21 protein-coding genes are annotated in these 25932 nt (G+C 41.3%); 8 read left to right on the top strand and 13 right to left on the bottom strand.

Translation table 11 applies throughout. The features are described from left to right. Positions 1-23 precede the first annotated feature (23 nt). The gene (locus tag F6J90_RS18130) at positions 24-206 is read left to right on the top strand and encodes a hypothetical protein (protein WP_293096362.1); all 183 of its coding nucleotides are present in this window, start codon (positions 24-26) and stop codon (positions 204-206) included. A 221-nt stretch (positions 207-427) separates the two neighbouring features. Here F6J90_RS18130 and F6J90_RS18125 read toward each other — a convergent pair whose 3' ends face one another. The 8 genes from F6J90_RS18125 to F6J90_RS18090 form a co-directional block, all read right to left on the bottom strand. Further along, entirely contained in the window at positions 428-1324 is an 897-nt protein-coding gene (locus F6J90_RS18125) for a hypothetical protein (protein ID WP_293096359.1), read from the bottom strand. Positions 1325-1492: 168 nt separating this feature from the next. Then, positions 1493-2299, bottom strand: a complete 807-nt coding sequence (locus F6J90_RS18120; RefSeq protein ID WP_293096357.1) for an SDR family oxidoreductase — start codon at positions 2297-2299, stop codon at positions 1493-1495. Positions 2300-2314: 15 nt separating this feature from the next. Further along, a complete protein-coding gene (locus tag F6J90_RS18115; RefSeq protein ID WP_293096354.1) occupies positions 2315-3388 on the bottom strand; it encodes an N-acetylneuraminate synthase family protein in 1074 nt (357 codons plus the stop codon). Positions 3389-3808: 420 nt separating this feature from the next. Next, entirely contained in the window at positions 3809-4747 is a 939-nt protein-coding gene (locus F6J90_RS18110; RefSeq protein WP_293096351.1) for a glycosyltransferase, read from the bottom strand. Positions 4748-4789: 42 nt separating this feature from the next. Next, positions 4790-5554 (bottom strand): FkbM family methyltransferase, encoded by a 765-nt coding sequence (locus tag F6J90_RS18105; RefSeq protein WP_293096348.1) that lies wholly within the window; start codon positions 5552-5554, stop codon positions 4790-4792. A 27-nt stretch (positions 5555-5581) separates the two neighbouring features. After that, on the bottom strand, positions 5582-6553 hold the full coding sequence (locus F6J90_RS18100; protein WP_293096345.1) for a glycosyltransferase: 972 nt from the start codon (positions 6551-6553) through the stop codon (positions 5582-5584). A 201-nt stretch (positions 6554-6754) separates the two neighbouring features. Continuing rightward, positions 6755-7021 carry a hypothetical protein gene (locus F6J90_RS18095; RefSeq protein ID WP_293096342.1) on the bottom strand — a complete coding sequence of 89 codons (267 nt, stop codon included), beginning with the start codon at positions 7019-7021 and terminating at the stop codon, positions 6755-6757. Positions 7022-7229: 208 nt separating this feature from the next. Further along, positions 7230-8918, bottom strand: coding sequence for a capsule biosynthesis protein (locus F6J90_RS18090; RefSeq protein WP_293096339.1), 1689 nt, complete (start codon positions 8916-8918; stop codon positions 7230-7232). Between the two features lie 275 nt (positions 8919-9193). On the opposite strand from F6J90_RS18090, the gene F6J90_RS18085 reads away from it, so the two are divergent. From F6J90_RS18085 to F6J90_RS18060, 6 genes are all read left to right on the top strand, one after another. Continuing rightward, a complete protein-coding gene (locus F6J90_RS18085) occupies positions 9194-10000 on the top strand; it encodes an ABC transporter permease (RefSeq protein ID WP_293096337.1) in 807 nt (268 codons plus the stop codon). Further along, the gene (locus tag F6J90_RS18080) at positions 10001-10750 is read left to right on the top strand and encodes an ABC transporter ATP-binding protein (protein ID WP_293063648.1); all 750 of its coding nucleotides are present in this window, start codon (positions 10001-10003) and stop codon (positions 10748-10750) included. It abuts the gene before it with no gap. A 143-nt stretch (positions 10751-10893) separates the two neighbouring features. Next, positions 10894-11865 carry a glycosyltransferase family 2 protein gene (locus tag F6J90_RS18075; RefSeq protein WP_293096333.1) on the top strand — a complete coding sequence of 324 codons (972 nt, stop codon included), beginning with the start codon at positions 10894-10896 and terminating at the stop codon, positions 11863-11865. A 106-nt stretch (positions 11866-11971) separates the two neighbouring features. Beyond that, on the top strand, positions 11972-15307 hold the full coding sequence (locus F6J90_RS18070; protein WP_293096330.1) for a glycosyltransferase family 1 protein: 3336 nt from the start codon (positions 11972-11974) through the stop codon (positions 15305-15307). Between the two features lie 150 nt (positions 15308-15457). Continuing rightward, positions 15458-16912, top strand: a complete 1455-nt coding sequence (locus tag F6J90_RS18065) for a methyltransferase domain-containing protein (RefSeq protein ID WP_293096328.1) — start codon at positions 15458-15460, stop codon at positions 16910-16912. A gap of 41 nt (positions 16913-16953) precedes the next feature. Next, positions 16954-17952: a class I SAM-dependent methyltransferase gene (locus F6J90_RS18060; RefSeq protein WP_293096325.1), complete on the top strand. Its 999-nt coding sequence runs from the start codon at positions 16954-16956 to the stop codon at positions 17950-17952. A 649-nt stretch (positions 17953-18601) separates the two neighbouring features. On the opposite strand, the gene F6J90_RS18055 is transcribed toward F6J90_RS18060, so the two are convergent. Continuing rightward, the gene (locus F6J90_RS18055; RefSeq protein WP_293096322.1) at positions 18602-19528 is read right to left on the bottom strand and encodes a glycosyltransferase family 2 protein; all 927 of its coding nucleotides are present in this window, start codon (positions 19526-19528) and stop codon (positions 18602-18604) included. Between the two features lie 724 nt (positions 19529-20252). Here F6J90_RS18055 and F6J90_RS18050 point away from each other — a divergent pair. Then, complete coding sequence (locus tag F6J90_RS18050) at positions 20253-21863, top strand: hypothetical protein (protein WP_293096319.1); 1611 nt, start codon at positions 20253-20255, stop codon at positions 21861-21863. 43 nt (positions 21864-21906) lie between these two features. Here F6J90_RS18050 and F6J90_RS18045 read toward each other — a convergent pair whose 3' ends face one another. From F6J90_RS18045 to F6J90_RS18030, 4 genes are all read right to left on the bottom strand, one after another. Continuing rightward, the gene (locus tag F6J90_RS18045; protein WP_293096316.1) at positions 21907-22107 is read right to left on the bottom strand and encodes a hypothetical protein; all 201 of its coding nucleotides are present in this window, start codon (positions 22105-22107) and stop codon (positions 21907-21909) included. A gap of 200 nt (positions 22108-22307) precedes the next feature. Further along, positions 22308-23702 (bottom strand): transposase, encoded by a 1395-nt coding sequence (locus tag F6J90_RS18040; protein WP_293096313.1) that lies wholly within the window; start codon positions 23700-23702, stop codon positions 22308-22310. 151 nt (positions 23703-23853) lie between these two features. After that, complete coding sequence (locus F6J90_RS18035; RefSeq protein WP_293096311.1) at positions 23854-24717, bottom strand: hypothetical protein; 864 nt, start codon at positions 24715-24717, stop codon at positions 23854-23856. Positions 24718-24810: 93 nt separating this feature from the next. Further along, positions 24811-25932, bottom strand: coding sequence for a glycosyltransferase family 1 protein (locus F6J90_RS18030; RefSeq protein WP_293096308.1), 1122 nt, complete (start codon positions 25930-25932; stop codon positions 24811-24813).

The raw sequence follows: 25932 nt of genomic DNA, 5'->3' as shown, positions 1-25932 counted from the left end.
TTTTCCCCCCTTGGAAATATCTCATGGTGAGTAATCATACCAAGAGAAGCTCAAACAATAGCAATCAAGATAGGGAACAGGGAACAGGGAACAGGGAACAGGGAGTAGGGAGCAGGGAGCAGGGAGCAGGGAGTCGGGAGTCGGGAGTCGGGAGTCGGGAGTCGGGAGTCGGTAAAAGTAATAATATTTGCTTTTTTCAGTACTGAAATTGATTGTTATAACTTCCGATATTAAGTTTTTTTGTAATGGTACAAGTTCTCAGCAATCCTAATTCCTAGGTGAATAATACTGCCCTGGAACCCACATTCATTACTATAGCGTTTTTCCTAGCTATGAAGTAAACATAATTTATTCCCGATTCCCGACTCCCGATTCCCGATTCCCTATTCCCTACTCCCTACTCCCTACTCCCTACTCCCTATTCCCTCTATTTAACTCCCAAAAGATATTGGTCTATCGTTGAAGTATTGTGATTAACCAAGCGAGCATGAAGTGGCTTTCTAACCCACCCAAACCAAGGGAAATTGATGGCAAAGGGCGATATATATTGTATAATAATCACAAACCTGGGTTTTTTTCCTGGTCGGCTACCGAAATGGAAACATCTGGATGTATCGGCAAATATCATTGTCCCCGACGCACCAGTTATCGAATAGAAATATTGCGGATCAATGAAGCGACTGACCCAGTCATCCCTGAGTCTTCCCCCTGGGTATAATCGGTAGATTTTATGGGATTCTTGAGCTGGGATTAGGGTCAGAGGACCAGACTCTTCTGTCACATCCTCTACATAAATATATAGCTTGATTTGCCTAACTCCTTCCGGGTCTAAATGAAAAAATTGAGCTCCTCCTTCATAGATTTTTTTATTTGGCGAGTAGAGTAACTTAACGCCATTGATAATTGGTAATATCCCAATGTATTTTGTTACTATACTTACTAAAGTAGGATCACAAGCTAGTTTTACTAAAGACTCCGTAAGTTTAGAATCATCTGGATGGATACCTCTGAGGTATTGTTCCTTTCCTTTCCCTTTTTTGGTAAAAATAGATTGATCAACATTAGCGATATATTCCCGACATTTCCCAATCACTTGGGTAACCGGAGCCAACTTTTGGGGAAACCACACTAAAAATCCATCTTTTTTAGGTATACTAGGTAATTCTCGGTAGCGCTTAATGACTTTAATTCCTAAATATTTGCGAATACTATAAGTAGGAAAATTTAAAAGTTTACTAATCGTTTCGTAACCGTTGCGCTTGCCGTAGGGATAGTTAAAATACTTCTGGTTTTCAATAAATACTTTAGTTATTAAAGGGTGCATCTCAAAGTTGTAACTCTATAACTCAGCCATGAGCGACTACATCAAGACAGTAAAATACACCCTGATTAAAACATGATTAAAACAATTTAGTTATTAGTCATTAGTGTTATTGGTAGTTTTCCCTTTCCTTGACAGCCTGGTTAAAGGGTGCTTCAACACACGTCCACCTTACCACACGGTAAAACCGCCATCAACTCTGAGTTCGATACCTGTGACATAAGCAGAGGCATCGGATGCCAGAAACACTAATGGGCCAAGTAAATCCTCAAACTTCGCCATCCGTCCTAGAGGAACGCGATCGCAAAATTGACCTTTGAATTCCTCATCCTGTCCACCCAATACTCCTCCTGGAGAAAGGGCATTAACCCGGACACCAAAGGGTCCCCAGTGGGTAGCAAAGTACCGGGTTAAATTCACCAGTGCTGCCTTCGATGCCCCATAGGCAGGGGGTTTTAAAAAAGGAGGGTCGCACTCCAGATGCTGATAAAACCGGGCATCGGGAGATACGCTCCCATACAACGAACCGATATTAATGATTGAACCTCGTCTAGCTTCCACCATTGGGCTACCGAAGACTTGGGTCACCTGGAATGCTCCCAAGACATTAACCTCAAACACATTGCGGCAAATCTCTAGGGGGATATCTTCCAAGCTGTAGGTTTTCACTGGACCAGGAGGTTGGTCAATCCCAGCATTGTTAACAATCACGGCAGGAATGCCCATGTCGCTCAGGATGCGATCGCGGATTGCGATCATGGCAGTGCGATCGCATATATCACCCCGCTCCAAACACAAACGAGTCTTGGGATAATGCCCTTGAAGTAGCTCAAAGGAGCTTGGCACCTGAGCTGATGGTAGGTCTATCCCCACAACCGTTGCGCCAGCATCCAGTAATGCCCGACTCCACACCGGTCCAAGTTTACCTAAGACTCCAGTAACAATAGCGATTTTGCCAGAGAGGTCAAAATAATTCACGAAGCCAACAACACCCTACAAAGCAACCTTTTCAAGATTTTCCACCAACCCAGCCAAAGTAATCGACTCATCCACCCTTAGGGGTTTGGTTAAGACTTTACCAATCACATTGTCCAATTCATAGGGGGGTAAACCATCCCCTGGGGATTTCATCGCGATATCCTCTGCCCTTAAAACATGTCCTACAGGTAAATTATCCGCAGCAACCAGTTTTTTCCCCATCTTCAAGTAAGCAGGACGTTCATTCAGGTGTACCTTCTTCACCCCATCCCCAAAAGCTTGGCGAGTGCGTCTGAGGTCTCTTACCATCTTGCGCAACCCTGTCGGTTCTAACGAGAAAGCATGGTCTGTTCCTTTCATCGCCCGGTTCAGGGTAAAGTGTTTCTCAATCACACGAGCCCCGAGAACATAAGCCGCCACTGCCATCGCGATACCGTTGTCATGGCTAGATAGACCAATCACAATATCACCGAACAGTTCCCGATAGGTCTGGATCACCTTTAGGTTAAGTTCTTCAAAGTCCGCTGGATAGCTTGCAGTACATTGGAGGATACACAACTGGGGATTAATCGGCATGATCGCATCGTAAACCCGTTGCACATCCTCTAAAGTAGCTGCACCAGTGCTAACGATCATCGGCTTCTGGAATTGGGCAACATGTTTAATTAAGGGCAAGCTCTTGAGGTCTCCAGAAGCGATCTTATAAGCTGGCATATCCAACTCACCCAAAAAGTCCGCACTCGGAATATCAAAAGCAGTAGAGAAAAACGTAATCCCTACTTCTTCAGCATACTTTTTCAGTTCCTGATATTCGTAAGCACCAAATTCTAGAAACTCCCGATGCTCACCGTAGGTCAAACCAAAACTATTTTCATGGTCATAGGGCTTGTCGAAAGCAGCTTTAGTGTAAAGGGCACGATTGTCTCGTTTTTGTAGTTTTACAGCATTCGCTCCGCATTCCTTAGCAATCCGGAACATTTCTTTACACTTTTCCAAGCTGCCTTGATGGTTATTCCCAATTTCAGCAATTACAAAGCAATCGCTATCATCATGAATTTCAAAGCCATTAATAGTCAGTCTTCGAGACATTTTACACTCCTACAACCAATAAATTCCTATTGGTTTTTTACCACTGACCATTGGTTTACCATTAATTAGCTGAGATTTCAATACTTATTTGTCTTTTTGTCAGCATTCAGCATTCAGCGGTCAGCGGTCAGCGGTCAGCGGTCAGCCGTCAGCTGATAGCTGATAGCTGATAGCTTATAGCTTATAGCTGATAGCTGATAGCTGATAGCTAATAACTTATAGCTGATAGCTAATAACTTATAGCTGATAGCTGATAACTTATAGCTGATAGCTGATAGCTGATAGCTGATAGCTGATATAGCAGTCGCCAGGGCAGTTAGGACATGACAAAAGTATCAAACCTAAGTAAGCGCAATAGTTTTACTTCTGACTTCTGACTTCTGCTATAGCTGATAGCTGACCGCTGATAGCTGATAGCTTTCACGATAACGGCTCGACTTCAAATGAGCTCGGTCGTAGATATCCTGGACAATGTTGAATTAAGTGATAACTTTTACGTTGGGTAGTAATCGGATCGGTAATACTAATATACCGACTGGTCATGATGTTGTGCCAATCCCGAGGGATGAGATTCCAGAAGATCGGTTGGTCTGAATTGTAGTGTTGATCAAACCCGATCCCTTTACGAAACAATGCCCAAAGATACTTTTTCAGTTGCCAGAACCAACCCCCTTTGGCATACTTTGAGTACCGTTCCGCATAAAGGGCTTTATACTGCTTTTGCCTCTCCATCATTTGGGCATATTCTGGAGAATTAGGATCCGAACTCCAATTCCGGTAATGATGAATAGCAATCTTTTTAGTATAAACGATATCATGCCCTGATAATAAAACTTTCGTGGTCAAATCCGGATCAATCCCATAATCTCGAAATACTTCACAGAATCCACCCACCTGTTTTAATACGGAAGTTCTCAGCACACCTTGGTTAACATTTAACACACCAATTACTGAGACACCACCGATGTAGGGAGCACTCACGAATGGGCCTTGTTTATCCCTTACTTTCAGGGCTACCATCCCGATCTTCGGCTTTTCCTCAAGTATTTTTACCGCCGTATCTAGACCCTGGTTCACGATTACATTATCATCACTGACCCAACACACATAGGGAGTATCTACCAGTCTGAACACATCATTATAGGCTTTAGCTTGACCAAGCTTTTCTCCCACCAAAATCGGAATCACCTGTGGATTTGAGGATGCGATCGCATTTAAATACTCAATAGTGCCATCATCAGACCCCGCATCAGTTACATAAATTTTTGTAGGGATTGATGTTTGTTCAAGAATACTAGTAATACATTGCTTCAGAAGACTCAATCGATTATAGGTACCAACAACAACAGAAAGTTTCATGGTTCCTTAACTCCTCACCTTCACTCCTAAACATTAACCACCCTAACGGACATACAAACAATGGCAGAATAGTGGCTGTCCAGACTTGATAGAATTAATTTGATTTTTAATTCCCGCAAATCTGTAACCTAACTCTACCAAACATTCATGCACCTCTTCAAATAATGGTTGTTCCTTATACAGAGGAACAAATGACATTTCAACCAGAACACATCGCCCTAGGGAAAATAACTTTTTCCCTCCCTTAATCACCCTATCCTCAACCCCTTGGACATCAATCTTTATAAAAACATCTCTCTCAAATTGATCAGACTCTAATTCTGACTGTAATAGGTCATCCAGGGGGCAAACCTTTACTTTAATTTCACTTTCTCCTGATGTCTGTGGAAATTCATTCTTACATAGTTCACTTATGCGTAACATCGAAGAAGCTGGCCCATAAGAATTTTCATAGAATAACTCTTCTCCTTCATAATCCGACAAAGCCACATTAAAAATTTTTAGATTAGGAATCTTAGCCGCTTTTCCTTCCAAGTCCGATAGATAAGATGGCAATGGTTCAAATACATAGGTCTGTTTAGCATTGAAGTAACAGGCTAAAAATTCCGCAAAATCCCCATTATTTGAGCCAATATCAATCACCGTTTTAATCGAATAGGTTTCACGAAGCCATCGCCATAGCTCCCTGCCTGGATCCGGACTCGCTTCCACAATTTGTTTGTAGTCTGAAAGCCTTAGCAACTTTAAATTCATCGACGCTAACAGACGATTTACCAACCGACTAACTTTCTGTTTCACCGAAGCCATTTATTTATTTAGTTACTCCTATACAAGTTAATAAACTAAGTTCATAAACTGGTCTGCTGTTCTAGTTTTGTCCTCATAAAACCTAGTTACTCGTCTCCGGAGATCCCGCTTATATCGATGATAATAAATTCCTTCCCATCGCTTCAAGTAAGCCTCTCGGTCATGATCTAAAACAGCATTGTTAGTCTGGCGAACCGCTTCATTTCGATCATAATAATGTTCAACATAAGCTCCTGGACAATCTACAATATTATAATTAAGCTGCCACATCTTTAAACAGAGATCCCCATCAGCTTTATAAAAGATATATCGCTCTTCATCCGCCCAGTCAACTGCTTCTAGGGCTTCTTTTAAGTACATACCATGATTAACAAACAGCTTGCCCCCAAGGGTATGTTGTACATAGTACTCTTGATCCTCTGGCCAATTCCGAAAATAGAAAGCTACTCCCCCTATTTTTCCGCCAGCTTTTTCCACGTCTTCAAACTTCTCCAGCCCTAAATTAACCGCATTTGGTAATAGCAGACAATCATCACTGATCATCAAAATGTATTTCCCTTTAGCCGATTTAAAGCCAAGATTCATAAAATACCCCCAACTGCGACGCTTGAGTGGCTTCCCTTGGAATTCCCCTCGGTTATGTTGGATGATAGTAATAATATCTTTCTGCTGAATTAGCCATTCTAAAGAGCCATCCGTTGACCCCCCGTCAATCACAATGATTTCATAGGGAACGCGAATCTGATTATCTCGAACACTTTGAATTGCTTTTTCCAGTAAAGGTCTACGGTTATAACTCCCAATCACCACCGAGACGATGCACGTTTTCTCAGAGGTAATTACCGGTTTAGCTAAAGACTTTAATATCTTCAAATGACTCAATTGTCCTGGATTAGCTAGTCCTGGATTAGCTAGTTGGGTAGGATACTGAGTCAATGAGCTGTGATAAAACTTTTTGACTTGACGAAAAGGCTTAGCCAGAATTTTGATATAGTTCACAAGGCACTCCTGAACACACCTGTATGGAGCCATCACCATTAAGCGATTCAGCTTAATCTGATCTGGCTGTTATAGTTGCACCCTAGGGGATAATGATATCAAAGTATCCCATTGTTTATGTTATAATAACAAGTCCTTAATGGATAGATAAATCTAAAAATTTTCTCAAGTATTGCCAACAAGACCAGTGCGTAGGGTGCGTTAGGGGCGCGCCTTGCCATCATATTCAACTTCGTAGCCAGTAGCCCCGTAACGCACCACCGAAGGGCTTGCTCCGCTCGAAAATATTGATAACGGGCAAGATGCCCGTTCCACCAAGATGCCCGTTCCACCCAGATGCCCGTTCCACCCAGATGCCCGTTCCACCAAGATGCCCGTTTCACCAAGATGCCCGTTCCACCCAGATGCCCGTTCCACCCAGATGCCCGTTCCACCCAGATGCCCGTTCCACCCAGATGCCCGTTCCACCCAGATGCCCGTTCCACCCAGATACCCATGCCACCCACCGGGTCAAACAGCTTTAATGAGATGCACCAGATGCTTCATCCTTAATATCATGTCAGGATAATTACCCTGAATAAAAACCTCCCCCATCTCCCCATCTGCCCATCTCCCCATCTGCCCAAACTCCCCGCGCCCGGGCCCCTTAATTATGGGTATTCAACCAGACTTGATATTAGACGCGATCAATTCCCAACCGTTCCGCTGGATAGATAAAAGGAGAACCAGACAAGATTCCATCACAGATAATATCCAAACCCGGATCTGCACCAGGAAGTAATTGCTCTAGGCTAGTAATATTCAGCTTCACGTAAGGATTTTCAGATAGAGGTTCCGTAAATTGTAGGGGAATCATCCGTCTGAAAAAGAAATGGTAGGCGTACATCCTCGCCCGTTTAAGGGCATTGGAATCCAACCGTTCACCAAGGGGTAGCTTATCCAAGCACTGGAAATACTCCTGTGCTGTCGAAGGATCCATCGTGATTCCCTTATCTCGGATCCAAGCTTCACCACCAACGATCACCGGAATGCCTACACTGGTCAACTCTACTCCAGTTTTTGTCCCATAAATAATCACCGAATCGCACTCCATCATCGCTGCGTAGGTACTCACAGGACTTTCTGGAGGAATGATGAAAATATTTTTAGGCAATTGAGACCAAACCTTCTTGATTTCTGCCAACAAGGGTTGGCGAGAAGGCAACGTTCCCCGAATCTCTGCCGGATGAATCCGAATCAGCAGTTGTAAGTCAGGACGTTTAGCAAAATACTCAATCGTTTGGAGTACCCACGTTAGCATATTCGGGAAAGCATTAGCGCGATAGTGCAACTGGGCATCCCACATTACATTAGTGAGCATCCCAATCACTGGCTGGTTCAGGTCAAGCCCCATCTCCTCAGCATTTCGGCTAAATTCTTCATCAGGTTTTTCATGAAACCAAATCCAGTCCCGAGTGCCCTGCCATCGACTTTTCAAATATTGTAGGATGTCATCTGCCATTGCCTCAGTCCAAGGCATGGTTTCCCAGGCATGGAGAGGCTCACGGAGCATAGTGTGATGATAAGTGTCTCCGTGGCTAAAAATAAAGCAACGCTTGCGATAGGCAATGGTCCAGTTAATCACCCGCACTTGGCGTGAGCGACACACCTCACCAATGATGCCATGAGGTAAGTAGATGCCATGATTGAAGCAAGCAGCCTTAAAATTATACTTAGACAGTAGCTTACTCATAGCATAGGCAGTCAGCAAAGCACCTTCAAAATACCGACGCACCACGATTTCACTGTTGGGTTCGTTATCTAGATTCCCACTGGTAAAATAGCGCAGCGCCCCAGCATAGGCGTGTTCACCAATATTCCAGTTGCCCAGGCAATAGTTTTCAATCTCTGATAGCCGCACGTGGGCTGCGATCTGTTTTGCCTCTAGCCTGTCCAGCCCAGTGAGCAGTTCACTGAATACATGGTTCGTCAAATGCAACGGTTGATACAGATAACCACCGGTTGCAAAACACTTTTGGCACTTGATCGTTCCTAGATCATAGTTTTCAATCCTTTCTTGAGGTGTATCCAGTTTTTGAAGATTGAGGCAGGCAGGCAGAGAATGGTCACACAGGAGAGTATGAACCTGCGCTCCTCTGAGGGTAAGGGCTACTGCTAGTAGGCTTTCTGGTAGTGACAGTGGCGCTGACCCCCCTACGGTAGTTGCTATTAGCACCATTGGTCCGAAGTGAGACCGTTGCTTGGCTTCTCTCCAGAGGGAGGGGTTAGTTTCGATAACAGGTCGCCAATCTAACAAGTTACTTTGCCCTAGTTGCCAAGAAAGCAAGGGACTTGGCTCTAGTTCGTCAGCACTAGTCAGAGACATAAATCAAGTCAGATACTTACTTCTCAAGGGATTATACCAAGTTCCTACTCGACAAATTTCCCTAAACTATGATAAGAATATACACACCGAAACAGAACGGTTGCGCGTCCGCGCCGTAACCAAAAGTGCGGAGTGGGAACACGACAGGGCGAATTTCTTCGCAGTATATGTTATGGTTCTAGGAATGCGCATTTACGAACCAGTGGGGAGGCTAACTTGAATCCCTATATATTCGGTTCTATATCTTCATATTCGGTATATTCGGTGTATAAATTATGACCTTATCCCTCAAGGCTAACACCGCACGGTGGCAATTTCAGCGCTATTGGGAGTTGCTGTATATATTAACAGAGCGAAATCTGAAGGGACGTTATCGAGGATCGCTTCTGGGAGTATATTGGTCTTTGTTAAATCCTTTGATTATGACAGGACTATATACAGCAATTTTTGGTGCTACCTTTGCCTCTTATTATGACAACTCAACCATTAACTATATTCTGGCTGCTTTTACTGGGTTGCTTGTGACTAACTTTTTCTCCGCTTCAACCAACCAAGCATTAGTCAGTGTAGTTGGCAATGGTGCCCTGTTGAATAAAGTTCGCTTACCAATCAGTGTCTTTCCAGTTTCAACCATTGCTGCTAACGTGTTTCAGTTAGCTGTTGGCAGCTTTCCTCTCCTAGCTATTGTCACGTTGCTTACTTCAAAAAGTGTAGTCAATTTGCTAGCGTTGAGTCTTCCGTTAATCGCCTTAATTTTGGTTAGTATCGGCATCGGTTTTTTGGTCAGTGTTCTCTATGTTTTCTTTAGGGATTTACCCTATTTCTATGAATTAGTATGCTTTGTGATATGGATTAGCTCTCCAGTCTTTTATCCAGCAACAATTGTCCCAGAGGCGGTTAGACCCTTTTTGTTTTTAAATCCCTTATTGCCGATTATTGAAAGCATTCGACAGATTTCTTTGTCAGGAGGTTTGCCAGATGTAGGGTTAATTGGACACTCATGCCTAAGTGCCATAGTAATTGTATCCTTAGGCTGGACTTGCTTTCGAGTTTGGCAGCCTCACTTCATGGATTTGTTATAGATGACAGAAGAAGTTATTAGACTCGATCGGGTTTCATTGTGGCGAAGAACCCAAGAAGAGTTTTCCTATGACCTCAAGAAAACCATACTATCATTTTTGGAGGGAAAATACCGCAAACCTTCCAAGAATTTAGTCCTTGATGACATTCATCTAGCAGTAAAACCTGGGGAAAAAATCGGTATCATTGGACCGAATGGTTCAGGAAAATCAACCCTGCTTAAAGTTATCTGTGGAATCTTACAGCCCACAGGGGGTCAGGTATGGATCAGAGGTGAAATCGCTCCTCTGATTGAGCTAGGAGCTGGATTCGATCCGGAACTTTCCGTAGTGGATAACATCAAACTCTATGGGGTGATGCTAGGTTTCTCTAAACAAGAGATGAAACAGAGAACCCCATCGATTTTGGAGTTTGCTGAGCTAGAAGACTACAAGTTAATGCCAGTCAAGGGATTATCCTCAGGGATGTCAGCGCGGCTAGGCTTTGCCATTGCCACTGATGTACAGCCAGATATCTTAATTTTAGATGAAGTGTTATCCGTAGGGGATCAAAGTTTTAGAATTAAGTGCCAGCGACGCATGGAAAGATTTTGGGAGGCTCATGCCACTGTTTTAGTGGTCTCCCATGATTTATCCTTTGTGCGCCATTACTGCAAGCGAGTGATTTGGTTAGACAAAGGCAGGATAAAGTTAGCGGGAGAAAGCAATGAGGTAGTCGATTCCTACTTGAATAGTGTCAAGGAAGTGGTTTAACCTTAAAAAAAGTTAAAACTTTTAAACAAAAGTTAAAAGCTTAAGGTAAATGAAAGATGGTAATCTGACAAGTTGGAATATAGTTAAACCTATAGTTAAACCAGTATTATCACCCTAATAGTGATAATTCCGAGGAGGAGTGTGTGAGGATTTCAATTATCACTGTATGTAAAAATGCTGAGCGGTTTATAGAGCGAGCGATCAAGAGTGTCGTCTCTCAGACCTATGAGGATATAGAGTACATTATTATTGATGGCAACTCCCAAGACAAAACTAAGGAGATTGCTCATAAATATAGTGATCAGATTAGCCGATTCATTAGCGAACCTGATGGCGGTATCTATGAAGCAATGAATAAGGGAGTTAGGTACTCCTCTGGTGAGTTTATTGGTTTTATTAACTCAGATGACTATTATCTTGATGATCAAGTTATCCAAGATACCGTTAACTTCCTGTTGGCAAATCCCTCCTGTGATTTTGTGTATGGAGACCTAGAGGTTAGAGAGCAATCTGGGTCTACCATTTTAGTCAAGCCTCCCATGCCTGAAGACGTAGCTGATGAACTGATCTGTGGATGTTTGCCTCACCAAGCCAGCTTCTCCAGAGCTAACTTGTTTTTCTCTAAGATAGGGCTTTTCAATGAACGCTACAGAATATCATCGGATTATGAATGGTTTCTGAGGCTAATCCAGAATGAGACTGTGAAATTGTGTTACTATCCTCGCACAATCACATCCTATTATGCAGGAGGCATTTCTAGTCAGTTAAGACTATCCCTACCTGAATCCTATAGTATTCAGAACCAATGCCCAATGTATCAAGATTCCTACTGGTTGAACAGAAGAATCCTCAAATATCAGGAGTTCGTCATTAACCTAAGAGAATGGCTTCAAAATGCCGAAAACGGTAGAAATACACTCAATCTCAACTATACAGCTCTTGAAAACAAATATCAAGCCGTTGAAACGGAATACCATGCCCTAAAGCTTGAATTAGAGCAAGCCCGGGCGAAAATTGCTGAAATTGCGAAAATTGTTGAGATGGAAACCGGTATCAATCAGAATGGACAAAGTGGTAATATCAGACTAAACTTGACAAATTTGGAACAAGTATGATTAGTCTAACCGGTTAGACTAACACCTTAGACTAATAGGTTAAACGTTATCTCTTGCCAAAGTTATTGCCAAGTTTTTTTCAGGTGTGTGTGAGGAGCTGTTTCATATGCCAAGTAATAGGTCAAAATCCGAACTAGATTATTTAATTGCTCCTGAGATTAAAGACGACGATTTTTATAGAGCAATTCAGAGGATAGCTCGGGAAGAAGATATCAAGACGGTTCTAGAAATTGGGTCTTCATCCGGTGCGGGAAGCACCGAAGCGTTTGTCAAGGGGCTCAGGGAAAACCCGTCTCATCCAGTGTTATTCTGTATGGAGGTTTCACAACCTCGTTTTACTGAGTTAAGGGAACGCTATCGGGAGGATTCTTTTGTTAAGTGCTACAATATTTCATCAATTTCCCTAGAGCAGTTTCCTAGGGAAGATCAGGTTACGGAATTTTATCATGCCCATCGCAGCCCTCTCAATAATTACCCTCTTGAACAAGTCTTGGGTTGGCTTCGTCAAGATATCGATTATGTTAGGGAAATGGGAACCTCTGGAGATGGGATTGAAACGATTAAGCAAGAAAACCAGATCGAGGATTTTGATCTAGTCTTAATCGACGGCTCCGAGTTCACGGGTCAGGTGGAATTAGACCAGGTTTACGGATCCAAATACATCCTACTTGATGATATTTGTACCTACAAAAATTATACTAATCACCATCGGTTATTAAGAGATAAAAACTATAAACTGATTGATCAAAATGCGTCTGTGCGCAATGGTTACTCCATTTTTGCTAAAGCGGGTAGTCACCACTCAGCTGGGCAGTCAGGTCAAGTCTCAACCCCTCTTCCCATCAATTTTTTTACCATTGTTCTCAATGGTGAACCCTTCATTCGCTATCATATTGACGTCTTCAGTAAACTGCCATTCCCATGGCATTGGCACATTATTGAAGGTGTAGCGAAATTGAAGCATGATACTGCCTGGAGTTTAGCGACGGGTGGGTATGTCAGTGATGAAATTCACCACAACGGTCGTAGTATTGATGGCACCACAGAGTATCTCGACCAACTGATGGAACGCTACCCTGACCAGATCACCGTCTATCGCAAACCTGATGGGGTTTTCTGGGAGGGCAAGCGAGAAATGGTGAATGCTCCCGTTGGCAATATCCAACAAGACTGTCTGTTGTGGCAGGTAGATGTGGATGAGTTGTGGACAACTGAGCAAATCTGTAAAGCCCGACAGATGTTCATCGACCAACCTGACAAGACGGCTGCTTTCTTCTGGTGTTGGTATTTTGTTGGGGAAAATTTAATTGTCAGCAGTCGCAATTGCTATACACAAAACCCCAAACAGGAATGGTTGCGCGTCTGGAGGTTTAAACCGGGAGCTTTCTGGGCAGCCCACGAACCCCCAAGGCTAGTCCAACCGTCGTCAACTAATCAGTCAACTAATCATGGGCATGGGCAAGATATAGCAAGCATCAATCCATTCCTACATCGAGAAACCGAAGCGCAGGGACTGGTCTTTCAACACTTTGCTTATGTAACACCGAAACAGTTGCAGTTTAAGGAGAGCTACTACGGCTACCAGAATGCTCTGGCCGAGTGGCAGACACTACAGCAGCAGTCTGAATTTCCGGTTTTTCTGCGTCAACATTTATCTTGGGTTGAGGATGAAACCCTGGTTGAACCGGCGGATATCTGTGGTATTGTGCCGATTGCTCAGAAGGAGCCTGACGGCGAAAAATGGCAGTTTTTGCAACTGGAAGAATTTCAGCAACAAACTATGAAGATTGAAAGACCATTCCCCCAAATTTTGGTTGATGGGGTATTTTTCCAATTTTTTCCTAACTCTGGGATTTCCCAAGTCTGGAAGTCTTTGCTAGAGGAATGGGCAACTAATGGCTTTGGGAACCATGTGATTGTTTTAGACCGGGCTGGAACGGCTCCGAGGATTCCTGGAATTCGCTATCGCCCTATTCGAGCTTACGATTACAACAAAACGGGAGCAGATGCTGACTTGTTGCAGGAAATCTGTGATGAAAAAGGGACTGATCTATTCATTTCCAGCTACTATACCGCACCCCTATCTACTCCTTCTGTATTTATGGCTTATGACATGATTCCAGAAGTGATCGGTGCCAATCTTAACGAAGCAGGTTGGAAAGAAAAACATTACGGTATCTTACACGCCTCCCGTTATATTACGATATCCGAAAGTACTGCTCGAGATCTGATTAAGTTTTTCCCCCATATTTCCCGGTCAAAGGTAACGGTAGCTCACTGTGGTATCAAGAAGGTTTTTTCCCCGGCAAGCGATGATGATATCAATGAGTTTAAGACTAAATTCAATGTGACCAAGCCCTACTTACTATTAGTAGGGGAAAGGACTGGTGTTAATGGGTATAAAAACGCTATCTTTCTGTTCAGAGCATTATCTAAGCTGGTGGATAAGCAAGAGTTTGGGGTGGTTTGTGTAGGTGGTAGACCTGAGTTAGAACCTGAGCTAGCTACCCTGGCAGAAGGAATAACAACGATGGTTCTGCCCCTGAGTGATGAAGAATTGAAAGTAGCGTATTCTGGTGCGATCGCTCTGATTGTCCCCTCTCTGTACGAAGGCTTCGGATTACCAGTTACCGAAGCAATGGTGTGTGGTTGCCCTGTAATTACCTGTCGTCACTCCTCTCTTCCTGAAGCAGCTGGGGAAGCAGCATTGTATGTGGATCAATCTAATCTTTACGAGCTGATTGATGCGCTGTACAAAGTTCAAAACCCAGAGGTTCGTAAGCAGTTGATTGCTGATGGTTTTGAACACGCGAAGAAATTTTCCTGGTCAAAGATGGCCGATACCGTGGTAGAGGTTCTGGTCGAAACTGCTAAGACAATCAAAAATGATGGTACTGGTATAGGTTCCCCCCTTTGGGGAGAATTCAGGAAGTTACAGGCTCAAATCCAACAACAGCTACCCCCAAGTCCGTCCCTAATTCAATTTCAACCAACTCAGCTTCAGTCAGGGGATCTCGAAGAGCAATTGAGGTACGCAGAGGCTCAACTTCAGCAAAAACAGTGGGAACTTAAAGAAGCGGGGTCAGCTCTAGCTGCAATGCAGTCCAATCAATTCTGGAAATTGCGGTCAGGCTGGTTTCAACTAAAACCCCTGTTAGTTCCACTAGTTAGTCTAATTTTAGGGATAAACTTACTACTGCTATCTACCGCCATGTATGCTGACAGGACTCTAGTGCAACTAATCTCATTCGTTTCTCCAGTCCAAGGAAATCTATTCTTTAGTCTTGGCGGTAGTTTGTTGTCCATTGCACTAATGTTAGGTATGGTGGGCTATCTTGGCTATATGAAGCCTCAGGTTCTCCGCAGGGTCAGAATTGTCATGGGTAGTGGGGGATTAGCGTTGATAGGTTTGACGGTACTACAGAATATTAACCTGTTGTAGATAACTTCCCAGTTTTCCAAGTCTTAATTCTTAAGACCCTTTATTTTTATTCCCTCTCTGGGGACTTAATTAAAAAAAGGGTTTTCAATCCGGACTTGTGATCAGACGTAAGTTCGAGCTAATTTATCAACACCTCCCTACAACAACAAGATGACACAAACGTTAAGACATATCTGTTGGTGTGGAAATACTGAGCTAACTGAATTTTCCCCCGACTACTTTGTGTGCTATCAATGTGGCACTCTAGTGTCAAAAACTGGTTTGAGGACTGAGCAGATCCGTGTACAGGATGATAACCATGACTTCTACGGTAAAGAGTACTGGTTGTCTCATCAGACCGAGCATTATGGTTTTCCTGATATTCGTCAACGAGCCCGTCAAGACTTACCAGAGCGATGCCTCCACTGGCTGCGTACACTGATGGCTTATAAACTACCGCCAGCCAAAGTGCTTGAGTTAGGTTGTGCTCATGGTGGCTTTGTGGCAATGATGGGCTGGGCAGGTTTTGAGGCTATGGGTCTGGAGCTTAGCCCTTGGGTTGTGGAATTTGCACAACAGACATTCAATATCCCCATTTTGTCAGGACCGATCGAGGACCAGCAACTAGAACCAGAATGTTTTGATGCCATCGTACTCTACGATGTCATGGAACATTTACCTGATCCAGTGGCTACCATGAGCCATGGGGCATCTCTTCTCAAGGAAGATGGTATTTTCATTGTCCAGATGCCCAATTATGAAGAGGGTAAAACCTATTCAGAGATGGTTGCTCAAAAGGATCATTTTTTAGAGCAAATGAAATCTATTGAGCATATCCATCTTTTGAGTCGGCGAGGGGTGTCGCAATTCTTTAAGAACCTTGGTTTTGAGTTTCTGCAATTTGAACAACAGTTGTTCGACTATGACATGTTTTTCGTAGCTAGTCGGCAGCCTTTGGTGCGCTATACTGATGAGCAAATTAGTTACTATCTGCTCAAGAGTCCATCTGGGCGAATGGTTCAGGCATTACTGGACAAATCCTCTGACTTTAATAAACTCCAAGTTCAGTATCAAAACATCCAAGTTCAGTATCAAACTAGCGAGACTAGGCGTGCTGAGCTTCTGAAGATTATTGAGCAACAGGATCAAGAGATAGCTTCCTTGCGCTCTCAGGTCAGTGCAACTGTGACAGACCTCCAGCAGACTAAATCGCAATTAACCCAAGCCCACTCAGACCTTCAACATACTCAGTCACAATTAAATCAATCAAACTCAAACCTTCAACATACTCAGTCACAATTAAATCAATACCACTCAGAAATTCAATATAATCAATCACAATTAACCCAAATACACTCAGAACTTCAGCATACTCAGTCACAATTAACCCAAATACACTCACACCTTCAGCATACTCAATCACAATTGGCACAGTCACAGGAAAAAATTCAGAATTTTCAGCAAAATCAATTACAGCAGATTCAGAACCAACTGAACGAAGCTGAGGCTAAGTTGAAGGTAATTAATGTAGAAATTGCGGCCATGAAGACCAGTAAGTTTTGGAAATTGCGATCGCTCTGGTTCAAATTTAAAGGGTTTGTCGGTTTACCTACAGATAACGAATAAAATTTTCAATAATTAACGTTAGCTAAAACAGGAGTTTAATCATGGTTAATAGGGTGCTCAATCAAGTTGTCAGTGCTAAGGAACCATTCAACAGTTATGAGACGGTGAAAGAAGCTGTTGAAACCATTGATGGTTTCCTAGTTCCTGGTCAAGAAGAGTTCTTATTTAATAAAGTGAAGTCCCTTCCTGAGGATGCTCTGATTGTTGAAGTTGGCTCTTATAAAGGAAGGTCTACGGCAGCTATGGCTTTTGCCTGTGTGGGGACTAATCGAAAGATATACTGTATTGATCCATGGATAGGGCAATGCCACGACATACCAGAAAAGAGTGTCTTTGAGGTCTGGAAAGAAAACCTTGATAAATACCAACTGACTCCCTATATAAAATCTTTTCAGGGATATTCTTTAGAAATTCTGAAGCGTTGGGGTGAATTAACTGGAGAAAAGACGATTGACTTCGTGTTTATTGATGGTTCTCATGAATACTTAGATGTGCTGACTGATTTTGGGTTATTATTACCCCTGATGAAAGTTGGGGGATGGATGGCTTTTCATGATATTATTGAAACTTGGCCTGGATGCGACTATCTATGGCATGATATTGTAAAATTTCGTCTTACAGACCACGAGTACTCAACGACCCTTGCCTGTGGTCGAGTTAAAACGACTCAAGAACTCTCCAAGGAGTTACAAGAACTTCATGAGTTGCGGACATTGCTAGTTCAATCACAACAGCTTCAAGATAGCGGAAGCCTAGAATTGCAACAAACTCAAACTAAACTTCAACAAACTCAAGAGCAATTACAACAAACTCAAGAGCAATTACAACAAACTCAAGAGCAATTACAAAACACCCAAGTAGAGCTAGTTCAATCCCAACAGCTTCAACAGAGTAAAATTACAGAACTGCAACAAACTCAATACGAATTACACCACACCAAACTAGAAGTGGCGGCCATGAAGACAAGTAAGTTTTGGAAATTGCGATCGCTCTGGTTTAAATTTAAAGGGTTTGTGGGCCTGCCTATAGATAATGAATAAAATTTTCGACGTTGCTTAATGATGGTATGATTTTGCCTCCCTCGCCCCCCAATTTTGGGCAGGGCTGTTTCAAAGTGTAATAAGTTAAAGATGAAAGGAGATAGGGGGATAGGGGGATAGGGGGATAGGGCAATACACCAAAATTTACCGAAAAATAAGCTAATTTAGCCATTAAAATCTGACGAATTAGTCGGTTTCAATCAACTGAAATTACTAACAATTCGTGATTCGGAGCAAAGAGCATGGTTCGATAAATACCGGCATTAATCCCGACTATTCGTCGAAAATTCTCCCCATCTCCCTATCTCCTTATCCATTTTTGGCGAGCAATGTTACAGCCCTGCCCAATTTTGGGGGGAACAAAACCCTCAAAGTTCCCCAACATTGGGGGAGCAACGGGGGCAAGAGGCTCATGCTTTCAATAATTCATTCTGGCTCTCCCAGCGTGGCTAAGCTGTTCAGCATTTAGATTGAGATACCTAAATTCCTGAAAGGGAACAGGGAATAACTAATTTAAATGCACATCAGCTCATAATGGAGAGAGGCCGAAAAAAGGAAAAAACTTTTCTTAAATTTGCATTTTTAAATTAGCATCTTTTTTAGTAATTGATCTTACTTAGTCTAGGAGAGCAATTTATTTTGATTTTTGTTATTCATTGATGCTATCTGTAACTATATAACGAGGTCTACTTTTTACTTCTTCATAGATTTTTGCCACATAAGTTCCCATAATACCCAAGCTGATCATTAAAAAGCTTCCTATTACTAACAAAAGAAGTATTACTGTTGTAAAACCGGTAACGGCTTCTCCAATAATCTTGAGGTAAAGAGTTTGGAAACCAAGAATTACTGAAAATATTAGAAAAACAATTCCTAATATAGTAACTATATGTAATGGAAATGATGAAAATGCTGTTAAGCCAGTTATAGAAAGATTAAATAGTTTTAAAATAGAAAATTTTGATTGGCCTCTGACACGATGTGAAACTTTAAAAGGAATTTGGATCTTTTGAAATCCCAACCAAACAGTCATCCCTCTAAAAAATAGGTTAGATTCTCCCATTTTTCTCCAAGCTTGAATGACTTTTTTGTCTAAAAGCTTATAATCAGAGGCTCCCCTTAAGTCATAGCCTGACAACTTATTCATAATCCAATAGAAGAGATTAGCACTTATTTTGTTCCAGACAGATTCTTTTCCACGATCAACTTTAACTGCTTCTACAATGTCACACCCTGTTTCATGCCATACTCTGATTAATTCTGGTATCAAAGAAGGTGGATGTTGCATGTCTCCATCCATAACTATTACTGCTTCTCCTCTGGCTATATCTAACCCAGCAGACAAAGCAGCTTCTTTGCCAAAATTTCTTGATAACTTTCTTGCTTTTATTTCTGAATAATCCTTTGATAAAACTTGGAGTATACTCCAAGTTTTATCAGATGATCCATCATCTATGATTATTATTTCATATTCGGGTTTTAGATTTATTTTTATGAATTGCTCAGATAGTTCAGGAATAAGTACCTTTAAGTTTTTTTCTTCTTCATATACAGGAATAACTATAGATATTTTCATAATAATAAGTGCTGCTTTTCCCTGACTATAGGAATCCTAGATGATTGATAAAAATAAGTTTGGCTGATCCGAGCCTTGTCGGCTTAACTTCTTCGGTAGTGGTGAAGATGTAGTGGTTTGGCTAAAGTAAGCGTCAAGGTTGCGGGTTTTCAAATCACTACTTGTATACCACTACCACTTGTTCTTACAAATGACTTAGGATTGCTATAGTATAATATACCTTGATTGACAACAACTATAGACAGATATCAGGGATTTTTGTAAACTTTTATTACTGGATTCAACACTTCTGTTCCCATTGCCTATAGTATAGTCCCAGCTAACACCGATGAAAGGCTAGCAGTCTAAGCAATTCTGGATTCGGTCAGAGCCTGTCACATTTATGGAGACTTTGGTTTTATCGGTAACTCGTGGACATTGCCAATCCACCAACAGACCCAAAACCACATTGAAGCCAAGATAGCCAGCCCACCTTACGCTTGTGACTTCCCCGTCACTATAATCAAGATGTCTTAACTTTTCAGACTCTTTCCTCTTGCCTTTCATTTGACATTAGGCGTCATTAAATTAAGATTATTGAGAATCAGCCTTGGGGGGAAATCTTTGACTGAAGGGACTTTCAGAGATGCCGTGAAAAGTCAGCTCGTGTATTAGAGTATTGAAACCATTTTACCGTAAGACGATGGCTGTAGACTTTTTAAAGTTAAACTAATACATTTTATTTATGTTTAAAACTCTAAATAACCGCAAACTATTAAGCAATTTTATTGTCTTTACATTGATTGTAATTACTTTTTTTAGTATAGCCTATCAAACCGGACTAATTACCTCTGGTTTTCGGTATTTTATTGACGATCATCAAATTCCTCAACTGTCTTACGATCTGAGTAATAAAGGATTTTATAAAACTGTATATACTTGGCTCAATATTGATAAAAGTGTCAAGAGATTTAGACCTTTTTATATAATTAATTTAGTCACGGCAACTCAACTATTTGGAATTAATTCAACCTTATGGTTTTTGTATATTACTCTCTTAGGAAGTTTGACAACTTTTTTCCTTTTTGTATTTGGTATATTATTGAATTTTTCAGTGTTATTTGCGTTAATTTTTTCTATATCAACGTTGCTAGGATCGCAATCAGAGATATGGACAAGACCAATAATACCAGATGCTTATGGAATGTTTTTTCTATCGGTATCACTCGTTTTTTTGGGACTAAGTTGTAAACCAAAATATAATGAAGGCTTTACTAATGTATTGTTTGTTATATTTACTATTTTTATGTCTCTTTGTAAAGAATCTTATCTTATTTTTATTCCTACATTAATGGTTGGGAAACTATTTTTATATAAATATGAAACACAACATTCACTTTGGCAAACTATCAAGCAGAATAAATTTCCTTTACTATTTATCACTTCTACATTTGTATTAGAAATTTATTATATTATTTTCTATTTGGGAACTGCTGGGACAGGATATGCAGGATTAGATAAAAGTAGCTTTAAATTTTCTTCAATTTTATCAACCAGCAATGTTTTGTTTACAGAGAGCCTTTTAGGCATAGCTTTGATTGGTTTAGGATTATCTCTAATTTTGACCAAATTAAATCGAGATTCAATCTTAATGCCACTCAGGGAGTTTGCCCCTTTTTTGATACTCCTATTGGTTTCCGCAGCTCCTCACATTTTGCTCTATTCTAAATCTGGAATAGCTGCTGGTTATTATTTATTTCCTGCCATTGTAGTAGCTTGCCTTTTTCTGGCAAAAGTTTTGTCTTATATTGCTCGTTATTCTGAATGGTTAAGTCTTTCCATGGTAGCCATATTATTGGTGATTTTGTTAAATAAATTTTCATTAGTTTGGAATATGTACTCTCTACAAGCAAAGGATAGTAAGTACATCAATGATCTATTGAAACAAGTTGAATTATGCACTCCTAATAATGAAAATTTTTTAATAGTTGCTAATCCGCGCGTGCGTTATGAAGTACTTGCAGGAAGTTTACCAACAGTGCTTAAACACGTTATTAACAGAGACAATTTTTTGATAGCAACCTATGGGTTAGAAAAGACTAATTTTTATTCAGAAACACTAAAAGAAAGTGAAAAAATTTGGGAATTTCTCAACCCGGAAAGCGTTATTGGATTATATCAAAACAAAACTATTTTGAATACAAAAAATAAAAGTGATATTGAAGCCGTTATAATTTTTGATGGTTTAGATAATGATTTTATAAAGACAAATAAAGACTGGTTTAGCCCTCAAGACTATGATTTCCATGAATTTAAAGTTAGCTTTTCTCTAGTTCACTTATATTGTAAACAATAACTTAGAACGCAGAAATGGTGAATGTCTTACAGCGGTTTGCACTTCAGTTAGGTACAAAGTTTTGGGTTTGTAGGGAGCAGGGAGCAGGGAGCAGGGAAGAGGGAAGAGGGAAGAGGGAAGAGGGAAGAGGAGAAACAATGTGTACCTGATAGTTATGCAAACCGCCGTAACAAAAATTTACATTTACAAAAAAAAGTTGATTCCTATTGACAGGCGATCGCTTCAAAATCCGGTAGTGGTACACAGGTAGTGATTTTAGCTCCCGTTAAGCTCTTAGGCATTTAAAATGCCTAAGAGCAAGGCAGAAGCCAGAAGGCAGAAGGCAGAAGCGATGCAGTCGCTCATAGGGGAAACCACTCGCGCTTTGCATCAAGACACTGGTTGGAATGAAGCTCACCCCACCTGAACGTTCGCGTAGCGTGGCGATAGCCAGGTGGGGGTGTTCTATGCTAATCTAGGACTAACCTTTGCCCAAAGATCACATAAACAGACCCAGCTTCTAGGTGGTCGTCCAGAGTTTTTACTGAAACGACCCTCACCACCATTTCTGTGAGTGAGTTTAATTACACCTCTAGCACCGATATTGTAAGCGCCATTAAGATTGGCCGTAGGCCACGCTACGCGAACGGCATTAAATTGCTTACCTGAGGAGAAGGTTGCTAGGGCATAATTCTTTGAACTACGTTTAACTTTGCCCGAACCATCATAGGCAAGTTTTGAGCTATAAGCTGCTACAACTTCTACTATCTTGCCGCCCAATTCAGCCCACTTCATCTCAGTAAAATCACGAATTTTTGCTTTAAGCCAACCGTGAAACCTTTGTCGAAGGTTAGACCGTTTACGTCCCCCTTTTGGTTTCCAACCCAAAAGGTTCTCAAATACGATTGCTAAGGCCGTAGGCCACGCTACGCGAACAGAGTTGAACTTTTCAGCAATCTCGACAATTCGCTTAGAGACAATGTGACCGATTTGGGTGTTGATTCTTCGGCATTTTTGATAGGTCTTAGAGCAAAAACCTTTATGAAGTTTTCCGCCCTTACCCATCGTTTTAGATGCTCGTACGGATACAGATTTTAGTCGCTTATCCCTACGGTCTATGTCTCTCCCGGGATGAATGAATTCCCTGTGGATTACAGTGCCGCTATGGGTTACAACTGATATTGTAGCAGTAGTATTAATTCCCAGGTCTATCGCAGTAACGTTAGCTTCTGGTTTTCTTTTTTCTGGTTTACAGGTAAATGGAACGGATAAGTGACAGCTCCTTTCATTTAAAACCAATGATGGGGACATCATTTTGTTAGTTGCAACCAGGTGACGCTCTCTGAGGCCAGTGATTTCAACGGTAGCCCAAACCCAGTCATATCCATTGAAAACCTTGATTTCGACTTGGTCATAACCATGCAGCTTGTAACATTGTCCCTTGTAAAGGGAGGGATAACAGCCGGTGTCTGCATTTAGCTTTGGAGGCTTAGCATCCTTTCTTTTTCTGCCTCCCGACTGCCACTCCCGATAACGAGTAACAAAGCTACTAACTTGACCAGCAGAGAAGGCAATCGCAGCACGACGTAGATAGCTAGGAAATTTATAAAAGGCTTTCTTGAATTGAGGGTATTTAATACTAGGACGTTTAGCTGTTTGATGCATTAACTTTTCGACAGCCGGAGTTAGTTGATCTGCTGTCAGTTCTCCCAGTTCAGACCAGTGAGTGTAAATAATACCAACTAAAAACTGACAAGCGTGGCGATATACCTCAACCGTTTTCCCTAGCAACTCCTTTTGAACTGGGGTTGGGTTGAGTCGCCACTTATCAGTTCTTATGATTTTATTTGGCGTTTTCACTGGCTCAATAAACTCTCATATAGTTAATATTCTAGCTTACAAAATACAAGACGACAATCGCTTATTGGTGTTCCATTTTTTGGCAATTAATTGTTGTTGTCGCTCCTTAACCCCCACTTGGACGAAGTGGGGGAATGCGTCGCGATTTTGTTCAATTACCTTTTTTCAGGATGTTCAATAATTGCTCTGTTTTTCTTTTCACAAACCCCCCGATTATCTTAAAGGGATGAGAGTTGCTTCCCTTTGTCTCCCCCGCAGCTCTAGGAGGAAAACTCACAATTTTTTGATAGTCTAAAGGGTTGAAAAAACGCTCAGGAGTAAAGGGAGGCGAAAAGGCATCATTGACTAAATCTTCACGCACATAAAATCCATTGGCAGAATATAATCCACAACCTACTAACACCATACCATTATGGCGAGCTAGCTTCTCTAAAGATACAAGAGAAGCTCCATAAGCTGTAGAATTATAATCCCAGCGATAATTAGGGTCATAGGGCATGATCCATTCTTGAGGTGGTGGATAGGAATGATTATGCTCTAAACAAACAACTCTAGGTTGTATAACCGAAATAGCCTCATAAACGTAATAGTCATTACTATCAATATCCACTGAAAGAAAATCAATTTCTCCAGTAATACCACCCCTTTCAATTAAATCATTAATATTTTCGGCGTTAACTACCGCTTCGATAAATTTTAAGCGACCTTCCCCAATGGCATCTTGATAATTTTCTCTAATAGTTTTTGCATAGTCTGGCAAGGATTCTATCCACAATCCTGTCCATCCCTTTTCTAAAAGATAATGACTATTGTTTTCTCGCCCTGTTTCTGCTCCAAACTCCACAAAAATTCTTGATTTTATCCCAATTCTATTAAAGATTTCCTCTATAATGCCGTCTTCATCCGATTGAGAGTGTATCTTAAATCCAAAATGCTCTAACCTTCGTGGATCATCCCCTGCTCGAATCTTGCGGTCTTGTTTAATTTGTTCTATAACTGAATCCTGTTTATTCATGACTGTATTACCTCACACCGATCCAAATATTACCGTCTTCGGGGTTTGATTAGCAACTGATACTGCTGACAAACTTATAGCGGTGTCCAGGATTCATGAGTTAATTGAACGATAGCCATCCCAAGTCAGTTGAGCAGTCTTTTGCCACGTGAAAAGCTTAGCACGTTGCCGTCCTTTCTGAATCATAGATGCCCGCTGTTCTGAGTCTTCTACAACTATCTCCATAGCGTTAACTAGTCCATCCACAGAATCTGGCTCAAATAAACTAGCTGCATCTCCTACTACCTCAGGCAAGGAAGAGGTTAAGCAGCAGACAACTGGACATTGGCATTCCATTGCCTCTAGGGGCGGTAAACCAAATCCTTCATAGCGGCTGGTATAAATTAGGGCTTGGGCATTACAATATAGGGTTTTGAGTAGGGCATCATCACCCCTAAGATAGATGAAATTTTGTCGCATATTATTCTCTTCCATAACCCTTAATTCTGATTCCAAAAAATCACAGGAACCCCCAAAACACAGTAATTTGAAATTATCTCGTAATTTAGGACTAGCAGCAAACGCTTTGAGGACTATTTCAAAATTTTTATATTTTGAACGAGTTCCCACATAAAGGAAGTAAGGCTGACTACGGCAATTCTTTGGTAACTCACATTCCTTGGCTTCTTGAATTCGACTTGCCCAATAGGTTACTTTAGTTTTTTCCGGATTAACTCCCAATAATTCTACTAAATCATTTCGGGTATTTTCGGAAGCTACAAAAATTAAATCGGCTTGTTCAACTAGCTGCTGCTTATTTTTAATTAATGGCTGAAACTTACCTTGTCCTGATAGAAATTTTTCCGGAATCATATCATGGATTGTGATCACAAGTTTCTTAGGGTTAACAATCTCCACTAAGTCAGCATCATAGTAGCTAGGATGATAGATATCATACTGTCTACCGAATCTACGGATAAACCATTGAAAGGAGAGTTTATTGATAGTGTCATTAATAACCTTACCCCTCGGCAAGGGCAATTTAGGTATCACCCAATATCCGGTGAGTTGATCGCGATACTCTGAAATATCATACCCATCGGTCTTGATACCACGATGCCAATGAATTGAGCAGTCAGAGTTTGGCGATAACTCTCGGATTAACTCAATAAAAATTCGGGATATACCACCAAATTTCTGGATAGCAAACATTTGATGGTCGTAGAGAATATCCAC

This window comes from Moorena sp. SIOASIH, assembly GCF_010671925.1.
Taxonomy (GTDB): Bacteria; Cyanobacteriota; Cyanobacteriia; order Cyanobacteriales; family Coleofasciculaceae; genus Moorena.
The sequence above is the reverse complement of the archived record's forward strand: the minus strand, read 5'-3'. Positions and strand labels throughout refer to the sequence as shown.

Excerpts from the sequence above, each read along its gene's own strand:
- F6J90_RS18130 (WP_293096362.1), top strand. The coding sequence starts at position 24 with ATGGTGAGTAATCATACCAAGAGAAGCTCAAACAATAGCAATCAAGAT.
- F6J90_RS18105 (WP_293096348.1), bottom strand. The coding sequence starts at position 5,554 with ATGGCTTCGGTGAAACAGAAAGTTAGTCGGTTGGTAAATCGTCTGTTA.
- F6J90_RS18065 (WP_293096328.1), top strand. The coding sequence starts at position 15,458 with ATGACACAAACGTTAAGACATATCTGTTGGTGTGGAAATACTGAGCTA.
- F6J90_RS18125 (WP_293096359.1), bottom strand. The coding sequence starts at position 1,324 with ATGCACCCTTTAATAACTAAAGTATTTATTGAAAACCAGAAGTATTTT.
- F6J90_RS18060 (WP_293096325.1), top strand. The coding sequence starts at position 16,954 with ATGGTTAATAGGGTGCTCAATCAAGTTGTCAGTGCTAAGGAACCATTC.
- F6J90_RS18055 (WP_293096322.1), bottom strand. The coding sequence starts at position 19,528 with ATGAAAATATCTATAGTTATTCCTGTATATGAAGAAGAAAAAAACTTA.
- F6J90_RS18080 (WP_293063648.1), top strand. The coding sequence starts at position 10,001 with ATGACAGAAGAAGTTATTAGACTCGATCGGGTTTCATTGTGGCGAAGA.
- F6J90_RS18115 (WP_293096354.1), bottom strand. The coding sequence starts at position 3,388 with ATGTCTCGAAGACTGACTATTAATGGCTTTGAAATTCATGATGATAGC.
- F6J90_RS18035 (WP_293096311.1), bottom strand. The coding sequence starts at position 24,717 with ATGAATAAACAGGATTCAGTTATAGAACAAATTAAACAAGACCGCAAG.
- F6J90_RS18070 (WP_293096330.1), top strand. The coding sequence starts at position 11,972 with ATGCCAAGTAATAGGTCAAAATCCGAACTAGATTATTTAATTGCTCCT.
- F6J90_RS18085 (WP_293096337.1), top strand. The coding sequence starts at position 9,194 with ATGACCTTATCCCTCAAGGCTAACACCGCACGGTGGCAATTTCAGCGC.
- F6J90_RS18110 (WP_293096351.1), bottom strand. The coding sequence starts at position 4,747 with ATGAAACTTTCTGTTGTTGTTGGTACCTATAATCGATTGAGTCTTCTG.
- F6J90_RS18090 (WP_293096339.1), bottom strand. The coding sequence starts at position 8,918 with ATGTCTCTGACTAGTGCTGACGAACTAGAGCCAAGTCCCTTGCTTTCT.
- F6J90_RS18050 (WP_293096319.1), top strand. The coding sequence starts at position 20,253 with ATGTTTAAAACTCTAAATAACCGCAAACTATTAAGCAATTTTATTGTC.